Source organism: Agrobacterium sp. DE0009 (assembly GCF_007680755.1).
In the GTDB taxonomy this organism is placed as follows: domain Bacteria; phylum Pseudomonadota; class Alphaproteobacteria; order Rhizobiales; family Rhizobiaceae; genus Agrobacterium; species Agrobacterium tumefaciens_B.
This window is the reverse complement of the sequence record NZ_VEIU01000001.1, coordinates 205,411-219,309: the sequence shown is the minus strand read 5'-3', so window position 1 is coordinate 219,309 and position 13,899 is coordinate 205,411. Positions and strand designations below refer to the sequence as shown.

Sequence of the window (13,899 nt, the reverse complement as noted above, 5' to 3'; positions counted from 1 at the left end):
GGAAGGATCGGACGTCGCCAAACTCTCGACCCTTAGGGAGGCGGCAACATGAAACACACGTCACCCCGGACTTGACCCGGGGGCCAGCGCGATCAAATCCTTGATCGCTTAAGGTCCGTTTCACGGCGCGTCTGCGCCGTGGCTGGATGCCCAATAAAGCCCGGCATGACGGAGGTTAGCTGCTCCGCCACTGCGTCAGGCAATCAGCGCCGGGGATTTCCCGGCGCGTCTCTTTACCGCGCCACGAGGCAGCTGCCGCCCGCAGAGCGGAACTTTTCGCAGAGCGCCACGGCTTCGTTCTTGTCGCCGGCCGGGATACGAACACGGTAGAAGGTGCCCTTGCCAGCGATTTCGGCTGCCTTGATGTCGACGCCGCGTCCACCGATGACCGAGCCGAACTTGGCCGACATGTTCTGGTAGGACTTCTGCGCTTCCGCCTGGCTCGGCAGCGAGGCGATCTGGATATAATAACCACCGGCAGACGGCGTGCTGGTGGCGGCAGGTGTTGCGGCTGCCGTCTGCTGCTGTGCGGCCTGCGGCTGTGCAGGCGCGGTCGGGCGGACATTGCCCTGGTTCGTCACCGTCGCCACAACATTTGCAGGCTGCGAGGACGGGCGCGCCGCTGGGAGCGGTGCTGCCGACTTGTTAGCCGAAGCCGGCGTGTTCGCCTGCGGCTGAGCCTGTTCCGGTGCGACCGGAACCCGCGATGCGGCGATGACTGCCGGAGCGCCTTCGCCGGGCTTGGCGGTCTGCGGGGCTGCAAGCTCGTCGACCTTGTCGGCCTTCGGCGGCTGGGCGGCCGGTGCATCGACTTCCTGCGCGACGAGCGTGCCGTCAGGCTTGACGATCATGGTGCGAACCTTGCGCGGCGAAACGCCGGTTGCGGCAGCACCTTCATTCTGGGCAGCCTTTTCTTCCGGCGAAAGCAGGCGCGGATCCTCGGTTTCGCCAACCGGCGTACCGGCGGCTTCCATATCGGCGTCGTTTTCACCTTCCAGCGGCAATTGTTCGGGGATCAGCGTCCGCTGAACCACGTCCACAGGCTGTTCGTTGCTGGAAATCAGCGCCGGTTGCTTCGGATCGGCAGCGCTGCCACCGGCCACGCGGTCATAAACCGCCTTGTCCTGGTTCGGCACGACGCGGCCACCCGGATTTTCCGGCACAACCTTCATCGGATCGTTATCGGCGGAAATGATGACCGGCGCGCCATTGGAGCCAGTGCCGGACGAACCGCCTGACATCAGCGCGTAAACGCCGCCACCGATCAGGACGAGGCCGATTGCAGCCGCAACCGGCATGATCCAGCGGCGACCGCCACCCTCATCCTCATCGCGGTAAGCGGCCTGAGGGTCGACATAGGTGTTTTCAGCTTCACGTGGCGCGTTGCCACGGGAGGCAGCGGCCTCCTGCATAGATCGGCGGAAGTCTTCTTCCAGAGCCCGTTCGAATTCGTCGACCTCTTCCGTCGCCTGAACCGGACGCGCCTGGGCAGCGCCGCGATTTTCCGCATGCTTGTGACGGTCGAGACCGCCGGCAACAGCGGGCGCAAACAGCGTTGCAAGCTCGGTGTCAATGTCGAGGTCTTCCTCATGACGACGGGGCGCAGGCTTCGGCTCAAAAACGCCGACGGGCAATTCCGGCACGTCCATCTCGACGATTGTTTCCGGATGTTCTTCCGTCTCGCCAATCTGCGAGGGATCGAAAGGCAGGCTTTCCAGCGTCTGCGGCGCCACGGGCTGAGGTGCAGCCGGGCGCGCCTGAACCGGTGCGGCAGCAACCGGCGCGGGGGCAACGGCAGCGACAGGCGCGGCAACAGGTGCCGGGCGCGGCTGCGGTGCGGGCTGAACCCTCACCGGCTGCGGCGCCGCGGCCTGGACGGCGACGGGCGCGGCCGGTTGTTCGCGAACGGGCTGCGGTGCAGGCGCGGGTGCAACCTCGGCTTCAGCGATGTCCGAGAGATCGAGGTCAAGATCGAGATCGTCAAGCGCAAGCTCGAAATCATCATCATTGAAGCCCGCGAAATCGAAATCATCGGCAGATACTGCCGGCTCCGCAGCGGCTACCGGTGCTGCCTTGACGGGCGGGGCCGCAACCACGGCAGGCTCAGGCTTGACCACCTGCGCAGCGGGCACAGCCTGTACCAGCGGCGCTTCGCCACGGCCGGGAATCGAATATTTCGCGACGTCGTAAATCAGCTCGTCCATCGGCGAGAGATTTTTTGCGGCAGGCCTCTCGGCCGGCTCGGCCGCTTCAGCAGCCGTGAAGGTGTCTGCCTTAGGCGGCGTGAAGGACGGCGCAGTGTCTGCGGCCTTTACGACCGCCGGCGCGGGCGCTGCAGCTTCCACCTGCGGCTCGATACGGGCTGCGGCAGGCTGCTGCTCGGAACGCGGCCCAACCCGCTTCGGGTCACCAGCCGACACATCCCGGCGCGCGCCAAAATTGGCAAGCGGCAGACGCAGGCTTGAAAACTCCAGCGAGGAACGACCGCCGTGCGATGGCGGGCGAACCGAAATCGGCGCGGGCGCTTCTTCGGCGACGGCTATTTCCACCTCGTCGGCAAGGTCGATTGCCTGCGGCTCCGGCGCATGAGGCTGAACATTGCTGGAGACGTCGGCCGGAAGCTCCGGCATGGCGTGCCATTCCGGCTGCGAGGCCTGCGGCTGTTCCCAGGCAGCCTGTGGCGTAGCCGGCTGATACACCATCGGCTCGGCAGGGCGCGCCTGGCGAGAATGCACATCGAAAACCTCGGCCACAGCACCGGCATCGTCGCGGAAATCCGCACGAATGTCCTGGGTGGTCGTGTCGACATAATTGTGAATATAGGCCTGATCGACCTCCGGGAGCGGCTCCTCCCTCACCTGCGGGGCAGGCGCGGCCGCGGCTTCTGGCTCGGCAATCGGCGCAAGCTCCGGCTCGCGGCGGGCAAACACCTGCTCGACGCGCTGCATGAAATCATTGGGATGAATGCCCGCACGGACATCGTTTGCCGGATCGAGAACGACCGGATCGGCGTGCGGCGCATCATAAACCTCAAACTCCCGAAGCAGCTCGTCCTCAAGATTGAATTCGGGTTCGCGGCGGGTAGCCGGCGAAACAGCGCGTGGCGCAGCGTCGGAACCCGCATGCGAAGGACGATCTTCAAAGCCGACGATCCGCGCCAGCTCTGCCAGAGGATCGTTGTCAGCGAACCCTTCGGACCGGGTGTCCCGGTTATACGCGACATTTTTTTCGACCATTACGTGTTCCACCATCTACGCATTGCAGCTCTTGCCAGCGTATTGTGAGCAAATAATGGTGAGATGTTATCGCATTTCAGCAGGTGCGTCCGCTCCTAAAAGCGTGAGGCCGGACCTCAAAACATTTGCGACAGCATTCACCAGCCCGAGTCTGGCAATGCTTAATTCTCGGTTTTTATCGTTAATAAAACGTAATTCCGGATTGTCTTTGCCCTTGTTCCAGTGTCCGTGGAAGGAACTGGCCAGATCATAGAGGTAAAAAGCAAGCCTGTGCGGCTCGTGTGAAAGGGCCGCAGATTCGATCAGACGCGGATATTCGGCAAGCTTAGCAACCAGCTGCAACTCGTTGATATCGCTAATTAAAGAAACGGACCTTGCCATGTCTTCCGCCGATGGGGACAAGCCCGGAAACGCCTCCTGCGCCTGCCGGAAGATCGACATGCAGCGAGCGTGCGCATATTGCACATAAAATACCGGATTATCCTTCGATTGTTCGGTCACTTTCGCGAAATCGAAGTCCAGCGGCTCGGAATTCTTCCGGTAAAGCATCATGAATCGCACGGGATCGCGACCGACTTCGTCAACGACATCGCGCAGCGTGACGAAGTCGCCGGAGCGTTTCGACATCTTCACCGGCTCGCCGTCACGGAACAGCTTGACGAGCTGGCACAGAAGAACCGTCAGCTTGGACTTGCCCTCAGAGACGGCGCGCGCAACCGCTTCCAGACGCTTGACGTAACCACCATGGTCGGCGCCGAGCACATAGATCATCTCGGAAAAACCGCGATCGAACTTGTTCTTGAAATAGGCGACGTCGGCGGCGAAATAGGTGTAGGAACCATCCGACTTCATCAGCGCACGGTCCATGTCGTCGCCCACCTCGGTGGAGCGAAACAGGGTCTGTTCGCGGTCTTCCCAGTCATCAGGCAATTCGCCCTTCGGCGGCGGCAGCGTGCCCTTGTAGACATGGCCCTTGAAGGTGAGGTCGTTGATCGCCGAGAGGATCGGCCCGCCATTGCCCTCATGCAGCGTGCGCTCCGAGAAGAACACGTCGTGCCGGACGTTGAGAAGCGCCAGATCCTCGCGGATCATCGCCATCATCGCGTCGATGGCCTTGTCCTTGACGATCGGCATCCATTTTTCTTCAGGCATGGTGCGCAGCTTGATGCCATATTCATCCGCGAGCGCCTGTCCAACCGGAACGAGATAGTCACCCGGATAGAGACCGGACGGAATGGTGCCGATATCCTCGCCCAGCGCCTCGCGATAACGCAGGAACACGGAGCGGGCCAGCACATCGATCTGCGAGCCGGCATCGTTGATGTAATATTCCTTGGTCACACCATAACCGGCAAATGACAGCAGGTTCGCCAGCGTGTCGCCCACAACGGCGCCACGGCAATGGCCGACATGCATCGGGCCGGTCGGGTTGGCCGAGACATATTCGACGTTGATCTTCTGGCCGGCACCGATGGTGGAGCGGCCGAAATCGATGCCCTGCCCGATCATGTCGGCGAGAAGGCGCTGCCAGTAACCGACCGAAACCTTGAGATTGATGAAGCCGGGACCGGCGACATTGACGCTATCGACATCGCCATCCGCCTGAAGCGCCGGCACGATGAGTTCGGCCAGCGCCCGCGGATTGGTGCCGAGCGGCTTGGCGAGCACCATTGCTGCATTGGTCGCGACATCGCCGTGGCTGAGATCGCGCGGGGATTCGACGGTAATTCGACTGAAATCGACCTTTTCGCGGTTCTCTTTCACGAGGTCGAGCGTCTCGAGCGCGTTTTTGATCCTGGTATCGAAATCGGCAAAAATGTTCATCGTTCCAACCTGCGCGAAGGGCTTCTGTTCATGTCCGGTATATTAGCCGGTCGGGCTTCGCGATCGCCCGCTGCCCTATCTCAAATCGGGGGTGCGGTCAAACAGACGCTGGTGGGCGCGCAGTGCATAACTGTCGGTCATGCCGGCCAGATAGTCGCCCACATGCCGCGCTTTTGCCGCAACGCTCATGCCGGAAATGCTGTCCACCCAGTAGTGGCTCTGCATTTCCGCCGGCATCTCCATATAACGGTGGAAAAGATCGGTGACGATCTGCGTGGCGCCGGCGCGGATGCGCATGATGTCCGGGTGCCGGTAGATATGGGCAAAGAGCAGCTTCTTGATCTGCCGGTCCGTCTCGGCCATCTCGTGCGAAAAGGTCGCGACAGTAAAATCCGCGGCCCTGATGTCGGCAGACCGCTGCGGCTTCAGCCGGGCAAGATTCTGCTGCGCCACGCCGATCACATCCTCAACCATGTGGGTGATCTGCCGCCGCATGATCTCGTTGGCGAACCGTTCCTTGTCGAGAACAGGATATTTCGCGCGCACCTGCGCCATCAAGCCGCTGAGGAATGGCACCTCCTCCAGCATTTCAAAGGTGAGATAACCGGCACGCAGACCGTCATCGATGTCATGGGTATTATAGGCGATGTCGTCGGCAATCGCCGCCACCTGCGCCTCGAGGCTGGCATAGCTGCCGATCTCGAGATCCTGCAGCTGGCAATATTCGAGGATGGGCAGCGGAACCGGACCTTTTATGCCCTCGCCCTCCGCATTCACCAGCGGGCCATTGTGCTTGACGAGGCCTTCCAGCGTTTCCCAGGTCAGGTTGATGCCGTCATATTCGGCATAACGGCGCTCCAGCTTGGTGACGATGCGCAGCGACTGGGCGTTATGGTCGAAGCCGCCATAGGGCAGCAACACCGCATCCAGCGCGTCTTCGCCGGTATGGCCGAAGGGCGTGTGGCCGAAATCATGCACCAGCGCCACGCCCTCGGCCAGATCCTCATCCAGCTTCAGCGCACGGGCGAGCGCGCGGGCGATCTGCGCCACCTCGATGGTGTGGGTAAGCCGCGTGCGATAATGGTCGCCATCGGGGCTGATGAAGACCTGCGTTTTGTGCTTCAGGCGGCGAAAGGCTGTCGTGTGGACGATCCGGTCACGGTCCCGCTGGAACTCGGAACGCGTCAGGCTTCCCTCTTCGGGAAAAAGACGTCCGCGCGTCGTCCATGGATCCGAGGCGAAGACCGCCCTCTCCCCACTTCCGAACCCCAATGCGCGCTGGTCTATGATCATGCATCCACCTGTTGACTTCTTAAGGCCGCGACGTCCTTTTGGTCCCGGCCATTGACCTTTTCATTCACCCTTCATACCTATCGCAGAGGTCAGCGCAAAGCATCATCGCCGCGCAGACCCCCTTACGCAGGCTATAGACCGTTAATTTGACCGGTTTATAATAGTGGCATCGAGATTATTGCTCTCCGGTTCTTGACCCCGGCAGGAGGAACGACATGGAAAACAGCGACATTACCCTTTCGGAAGCGGCAGCAAAACGAATCGCGCAGATTGTTGCGGCCGACGCCGGCAAACAGGCGCTACGCGTCTCGGTGGAAGGCGGCGGCTGCTCGGGCTTCTCCTACAAGTTCGACCTGGCCGAGAACCCGGCCGATGACGACATCGTGATCGCCCGCGGCGATGCCAAGGTGCTGATCGACAGCCTTTCGGTCGTCTATATGGCCGGCTCGGAAATTGACTTCGTCGACAATCTGCTGGGCCAGTCTTTTCAGATCAAGAACCCCAATGCCGTGGCAAGCTGCGGCTGTGGCACCAGCTTCTCGATCTGACGATATCTATCCACCACATCCTCGCCACCGTTTTTCAAAAACGGTGGCATTCGCTTTTCCATCGGGTAAAAGTAGCCCCACAAAAGGGAAACTCCGATGAAGATTGCCACCTGGAACATCAATGGCGTCAAGGCGCGTATCGAAAACCTCTGCCAGTGGCTGAAGGATTCGTCACCTGACATCGTCTGCCTTCAGGAAATCAAGTCGGTCGACGAGGGATTTCCCCGGCTGGAGATTGAGGCGCTTGGTTATCATATCGAGACCCATGGCCAAAAAGGCTTCAACGGCGTCGCCTTGCTCTCCAAAGTCAAACCCGATGAGGTCAATCGTGGCCTGCCGGGCGACGATGCCGACGAGCAGGCGCGGTTCATCGAAGGCGTGTTTTCCGTCGAAGGGGGCGCGATCCGCGTCTGCTCGCTTTACCTGCCGAACGGCAACCCGCCTGACGATCCGGTCAAATATCCCTACAAGCTTGCCTGGATGGAGCGCCTGCGGCGTTTTGCCGAGGACAGGCTGGCGCTCGAAGAGCCGCTCATTCTCGCCGGAGATTACAACGTAATCCCCGAACCCTTCGATTGCCACGACCCACGCGTGTGGGAAGGCGACGCCTTGTTTCTGCCGAAGACCCGAGAAGCCTTCCGCAAACTCGAAAACCTCGGCCTGACCGACGCCGCGCGCGCGACCACCGATGAAGCAGGACTTTATTCCTTCTGGGATTATCAGGCCGGCGCATGGCCGAAAAACCACGGCATCCGCATCGATCATCTGATGCTGTCAGCGGAAGCGGTCGACAGGCTGGAAACCGTCAGCATTGAAAAACACGTTCGTGGCTGGGAAAAACCGTCCGACCACGTCCCGGTCTGCGGTTATTTCGATTTTAGTTCGGCCAACTGACCGGCTCGCGGCACGCGCAAAAGAACGCCTGATCGACCCGTTCAATCCGGGTCGTTGAACTGCATGTTCTGCGCAAGCGCAATGGCAGCCCGGCGGTCATTCTCGCCGGCGAGCGAAAATGCCTGCTCCTGCAGGTTCTGAATCCAGGTACAATCCGCCGCCGTGCATTTGTCGAGCGCCGCCGTCATGAAGGCGAGCCCCTGCGTCGTCTGGCCTTCCTGGAAGATCAGGTTGCCGAAGATCGACATGGCGCCGGCATGGCCGTGCTTGCGGGCCTGGTTGAGCCACTTCTTGGCCTGCTGCACATCCGCGCGCCCGCCCTCACCGGCGAGGATCATCTCCGCCAGCCGGAACTGCGCTTCCGCTACGCCAAAGGTGGAGGCGACCTGAAAATAAAGCTGCCGCGCCTGCGAAAGGTCCATTTTGACGGGGCTTCCGGGAATACCGTGGCGGTAATAATCGGCCAGAGACAGCAGCGCATTGACGAAAAAGCCGGTGTCTTCCGACCCGGGCTCTACGCCCTGGCTGGCAATTTCGCTGTAAATCTTGAAAGCTTCGAAATCATTCTTGGCGACGCCGTCGCCATAGGCATACATATTGGCAAGCGCCCAGCGCGAACCGGTATGGCCCTTCTCGGCCGCATAACGATAAGCCTCGACGGCTTCGTCCTTGTTGCCGTTCTTGTAGGCCTTGAAGCCGAACTTGAACAGGTCGAAAGGACCAGACTCCTTCGTCACGCCCGCATTGATGTCAAAAGCCAGAACCGGCATTGCGAGCGACGCAAGCAACATGCCCATGAAGAGCGGCTTTAAAACGTTGGCTTCACATTTCAGCATTTCAGCGAACTTCTCTCACTCTTCCCGGCATGACGCCAATCCTTGCGGAATATGAACCCCGCCGGGCCGCGATTTTTCGAACACACTGCGCCTCTCCGGCAGCACTTTCCAGCGCACCACCGGTGGTCATCTGCGGTCATTGCTCCAAATTCTCGTCAAGACAGGTATAGGCATAATTTCCGGCAATATCACGGCATTTCCCCGCTCGCCGACCAGTGTCAAACAAGAAAGCCGGGCCAATTTCCCGTGTTACTTGCTTAAACCCTGAATCCAAACCCGTTTTCACTTTTTGCAACTCCACAGGCCCACATCAAACGCCCGCATGTTCTTTCATTCCCGCGCCTCTAAACATCAGCCAAGCACTCTGTTTGTGGCGGGAAATGGACAGATATGCTCACATTCCAACGCGACCCCACGCTTGCAGAAAAGTGTTGCCAAATCGTCACAAAACTCCCGGGCCAGAAACTTTTATCTGACAGAAATGACAGGTCGCGCATGAAAAAAGGTCCGGTTGGTAAACCGGACCTTTATTTTAGCAACTTACGTTGAAAGCCTTCAGAACTTGACCTTCACGCCGGTCGAGATGGCTGCAACGAGATCGTTGCCGAAGGAGTAACCTGCTTCATCGCCGCAACGTGCGCCAAGCGGACCGCAAGGGGCACCGCCGATGGACGAGCTGCCGGAGGTGAGCAAACCGAGCGCACCGGCAATCTTGAACTCCACGTTCTTGTTGGGCGAATAAACCAGCTGCGTGCCGAGCATCCAGGTGTCGGTCTGCGTGCCGATGACAGTCGAAGTGCCGCGATCCCAGGTCAGGCTGACGGCGCCGCTCCACTGTTCGTTGAACTTGTGGCCAATACCGCCGGAGATCGTCCAGCCGTCACGATAGAAGAGGTCGAGCGTATTGATAGCGCTCGGCGTTCCCGCAACGCAGGTGGGCGAACCGATGGCGCAGAATGGGATCGTCTGGATCTGGCTCCAGTCCGTCCACTTCACCGAACCGAAAGCGAGCCAGCCGGGCGCAATACCCGACTGTACCTTCCACTCGATGCTATCAGGCATGGACACACTGCCGTAGACGGGCGTGATGCGGCCTGAAATCGGATTAAGGCCGATCGGCAGATTGGTCAGATTGACGTTACCCGTCAGATCGACGTCCACGGCGCTGTTGTAAACAAGGCTCGTGCGGAACGCGATTTCAGGAATTTCGTAGGCCACGCCGGCGCGCCAGCCCCAGCCATCGCCTTCCATGTCCAGCTTGCCGATGCCGTTATAGATCGACGTCGGGATGCCATTTGCAGCCAGTGCGATGGGCGAAACGACCTGACGATATTTGTAGCCGCTCAGTTCCTGATAGAAACCGCCGCCAATGATCGAGAAATCGCCCTTGCCCAGATCGAACTTCACGCGGCAAGTCGTTGCGTAATTATGCGACTTTACCTTGGTTTCGATATTATAGCTGGAGCCCTGCCAGATGCCCGGATTGAGATCCGCACCCCACGGCTGGGAATAATCGAACATGCAGTCGCCGAAATCACCGATAGCGGCCTTGGCGCCAACGCGCGTCGTCCAGTAATTTTCGCCATCATCGGCGGTCGTGCTCCAGCTGGATGGCAGCGGGATCGGAACCGGGCTGGTCGGGCTCTTGTTGGGATTGTCCCGTGCATTCTCAACCTTGCGCTGCGGCGCGACGAAGGTTGCGGAACTGTCCAGAACGTAATCGGACGGATCGAACAGCAGATCGATATTATAACCGCCGCGCTCAAGACCGCCGGCCAGTGAAGGCGTTACCGCCGCAATGCTGACTGCGAAACATACCGCGCCGCGAAAAATTGCAGTTTTTGCCATCTCTCTCCCCAATCAAGGCAATGTGATCATCAAAAGAGTGAAGGGCTTTAAGGCAAATGACAATCTTCAGCATAGTGGCACAGTTCTGCGACACCGCCTCATATGTTACGTAAGAATTTCATAAGTAAGCCTTGAATTAGTCATTTTAGGTTATTTTTCTAATCCCTTAGGATAATCCCGTCGCGAAATGAAACAATCGACTACGGATGAACGGAATTGTCGCCAAATAACCACAGTTGAAAGTTTCGCGAAAAAACCCCGTTATGGGACCGTTTTTATTAGCTTATTTCGCTTCCCAGCGATGATTTTCGTGGCCTGCCCTTGAAATTGGCCTGCCATGTACAGGTGACGATTCGACGCTGCGGCGCAATATTCCAGGAGTTGGCAAAACGCAAAGCGCCCCGCTTGATGCGGGGCGCTTGATTTGTCGTGCTTGTCTATGATGGCGAGGATCAACCGGCTTCGCTAACGCGCTTCAGTGCCGTTCGAAGGCTCGTCAGCTGAACGTCCAGCTCCGCCTTTCGCTCACGCTCGGCGGCGACGACATCAGGATCGGCATTGGCCACAAATTTCTCGTTCGAGAGCTTCTTGTCGATGCGTTCCATTTCCGCATCCACCTTGCCAATAGCCTTTTCGAGCCGCGCCTGTTCAGCAGCCAGATCCACCAGGTTGCCGAGCGGCAGGCAGACCGTTGCTTCACCGACGATGATCTGCGCCGAGCCCTTCGGTGCGACGTCGGCAGCGCGGATTTCGTCCGCCCGGGCAAGACGCCGTATGGCGGCGGCATGGCGATCAAGCCGCGCTTCCGTGGATGTGTTCGCGCCCACAACAACGAGAGAGGCGGTTGCGCCGGGCGGCACGTTCATCTCGGCGCGAGCCGAACGAATGCCGGACACGAGGTCGATCAGCCAGTTGATTTCGGCGGCTGCGGCATCGTCGCGGAATTCTGGCTCCGGCCAATCGGTGAGGCACAACAGGTTGTCGCGCTCCACGCCCTCGCCCGCGGTATGGGCCCACAGCTCTTCCGTCATGAAGGGCATGAAGGGATGCAGCAGCTTGTAGATTTCATCAAGCACGTAGGCCGCGCAGGCCTGCGATTCTGCCTTCGCCTGCTCGTCTTCACCGCCGAAGACCGGCTTCAGCAACTCCAGATACCAATCGCAGAACTGGTTCCAGACAAATCGATAGAGAATGCCTGACGCGTCGTTGAAGCGGAAGGCTTCGAGCGCCGCCGTCACGTCGCGCGCCGTATTGGCCAGCTCGGTCAGGATCCAGCGGTTGATGGTCAGCGACGCCGTCTCGGCAATGAAATGCGGATCGCGCTTGACGCCGTTCATTTCGGCAAAGCGCGTGGCATTCCACAGCTTGGTGCCGAAGTTACGATACCCTGCAATACGCGCCGGATCGAGCTTCACGTCGCGACCCTGCGCCGCCATGATGGCCAGCGTGAACCGCAGCGCATCCGCGCCATATTCGTCGATCAGCTCCAGCGGGTCGATGACGTTGCCCTTGGACTTCGACATCTTCTGGCCGTTCTTGTCACGAACCAACGCGTGGATGTAGACCGTGCTGAAGGGCTCGACGGGATTGCCGGCATCGTCCTTCATGAAATGCAGACCCATCTGCATCATCCGCACCACCCAGAACGGGATGATATCGAAACCGGTGACCAACACGTTGGTCGGGTAATAACGCGCCAGTTCCGGCGTCTGCTCGGGCCAGCCGAGCGTCGAGAACGGCCAGAGCGCCGACGAGAACCACGTGTCGAGCACGTCTTCGTCTCGCGTCAGGATTTCGCCGGGAGCGAAGTTCTCAAGCTTCTCCTCAACCCAGGCCTTCCACGGGCCTTCATGCGCAATGTAGTGCTGGATAGCCGCCTGAAGCGCCTCTTCTTCGGTCTTCTCAACGAAGACCTGCCCGTCGGGGCCATACCATGCCGGAATCTGGTGTCCCCACCACAATTGCCGCGAGATGCACCAGGGCTGGATGTTCTCCATCCACTGGAAATAGGTGTTCTCCCAGTTCTTCGGCACAAAATTGGTTCGGCCTTCACGAACCGAGGCGATCGCCGGCTGGGCCAGCGTCTTGTTGTCCACCCACCATTGGTCGGTCAGGCGCGGCTCGATCGGCACGCCGCCACGGTCGCCATGCGGCACCACGTGCTTGTGCGGCTCGATCTTGTCGAGAAGACCGGCTTCCTCGAAGATTTCGACGATGATCTTGCGCGCGGCAAAGCGATCCTGCCCTTCCAGACGGTCCCACGCGCCATGCAACGCTGCGGGATGGCTGAGACCCTCGAGAAAATCCTCGTTCTCCTTGATGGTGATCGTGCCGTCGATATTCATGACGTTGATGGCACGCAGGCCACAACGCTTGCCGACTTCGAAATCGTTGAAATCATGCGCGGGCGTGATTTTGACCGCACCCGTACCGGCGGTCGGATCGGCATAATCGTCGGCAACGATCGGGATCCTACGTCCGACGATCGGCAGGATGACATGCTTGCCGACGATACCCTTGTAACGCTCGTCTTCCGGGTTCACGGCAATGCCGGTATCGCCAAGCATGGTTTCAGGACGGGTCGTCGCCACGACGATGTAATCGCGGGTCTCGAACTCGGTGGGCTTGCCCTTTTCATCGAAAGCGACGGGATATTGATACGTGACGCCCTTTTCCAGCGGGTAACGCAGGTGCCAGAGATTGCCCTTCATCTCGATCTGCTCGACTTCCATGTCGGAAATCGCCGTCAGCAGCTTCGGATCCCAGTTGACGAGGCGCTTGTCCTTGTAGATCAGGCCCTGTTTGTAAAGCGTGACGAAAACTTCGAGAACGGCTTCGGAGAGACCTTCATCCATGGTGAAGCGTTCGCGCGACCAGTCGCAGGACGCGCCGAGACGTTTCAACTGGTTGAAGATGAGGCCGCCTGACTCAGCCTTCCATTCCCAAACCTTTTCCACGAAAGCCTCACGGCCCATATCGCGGCGGCCGGGAAGCTGCTGTTCCATCAGCTTGCGCTCGACGACCATCTGCGTGGCGATGCCGGCATGGTCCATGCCCGGCTGCCACAGCACGTCCTTGCCGCGCATGCGCTCGAAGCGGACCAGAATATCCTGCAGCGTGTTGTTGAGCGCGTGGCCCATATGCAGGGAGCCGGTCACATTCGGCGGCGGAATGACGATGGTGAAGGTTTCCGCACCCGGTTTTGCGTTGGCGCCGGCGCGAAAAGCGTTAGCCTCGTCCCAGGCTTTGGCAATTTTCGGTTCGACGGAGGCGGAATCGTAGGTCTTTTCGAGCATTTCCTGACCTGAATTTTAGAGTTCTTGTGTGGATTTTTTAAATAAGGATGGACGGGAGAGAGTCAACAGAAACCCACCCGCTGGCCGACCATTGAGCGGACCCTCTGATGACTATGACCCCATA

8 protein-coding genes are annotated in these 13,899 nt (G+C 59.6%); 2 read left to right on the top strand and 6 right to left on the bottom strand.

Translation table 11 applies throughout. From position 1 onward, the window contains the following. Positions 1 to 233: 233 nt before the first annotated feature. From FS804_RS01165 to FS804_RS01155, 3 genes are all read right to left on the bottom strand, one after another. Positions 234 to 3,236: an SPOR domain-containing protein gene (locus FS804_RS01165; protein WP_144574056.1), complete on the bottom strand. Its 3,003-nt coding sequence runs from the start codon at positions 3,234 to 3,236 to the stop codon at positions 234 to 236. 66 nt (positions 3,237 to 3,302) lie between these two features. Then, on the bottom strand, positions 3,303 to 5,060 hold the full coding sequence (gene argS, locus FS804_RS01160) for an arginine--tRNA ligase (protein ID WP_144574054.1): 1,758 nt from the start codon (positions 5,058 to 5,060) through the stop codon (positions 3,303 to 3,305). Between the two features lie 75 nt (positions 5,061 to 5,135). Continuing rightward, entirely contained in the window at positions 5,136 to 6,353 is a 1,218-nt protein-coding gene (locus FS804_RS01155; protein ID WP_144574052.1) for a deoxyguanosinetriphosphate triphosphohydrolase, read from the bottom strand. Between the two features lie 215 nt (positions 6,354 to 6,568). Here FS804_RS01155 and erpA point away from each other — a divergent pair, with 215 nt between their 5' ends. Continuing rightward, a complete protein-coding gene (erpA, locus tag FS804_RS01150; protein WP_022556278.1) occupies positions 6,569 to 6,901 on the top strand; it encodes an iron-sulfur cluster insertion protein ErpA in 333 nt (110 codons plus the stop codon). A 96-nt stretch (positions 6,902 to 6,997) separates the two neighbouring features. Next, positions 6,998 to 7,795 carry an exodeoxyribonuclease III gene (gene xth, locus FS804_RS01145; protein ID WP_144574050.1) on the top strand — a complete coding sequence of 266 codons (798 nt, stop codon included), beginning with the start codon at positions 6,998 to 7,000 and terminating at the stop codon, positions 7,793 to 7,795. Between the two features lie 41 nt (positions 7,796 to 7,836). On the opposite strand, the gene exoR is transcribed toward xth, so the two are convergent. The 3 genes from exoR to FS804_RS01125 form a co-directional block, all read right to left on the bottom strand. Further along, positions 7,837 to 8,631: an exopolysaccharide production regulator ExoR gene (gene exoR / locus FS804_RS01140; RefSeq protein WP_063948840.1), complete on the bottom strand. Its 795-nt coding sequence runs from the start codon at positions 8,629 to 8,631 to the stop codon at positions 7,837 to 7,839. A 555-nt stretch (positions 8,632 to 9,186) separates the two neighbouring features. Then, complete coding sequence (locus FS804_RS01130) at positions 9,187 to 10,479, bottom strand: outer membrane protein transport protein (protein ID WP_063948839.1); 1,293 nt, start codon at positions 10,477 to 10,479, stop codon at positions 9,187 to 9,189. Between the two features lie 452 nt (positions 10,480 to 10,931). Then, a complete protein-coding gene (locus FS804_RS01125; RefSeq protein WP_144574048.1) occupies positions 10,932 to 13,775 on the bottom strand; it encodes a valine--tRNA ligase in 2,844 nt (947 codons plus the stop codon). Positions 13,776 to 13,899: the final 124 nt, after the last annotated feature.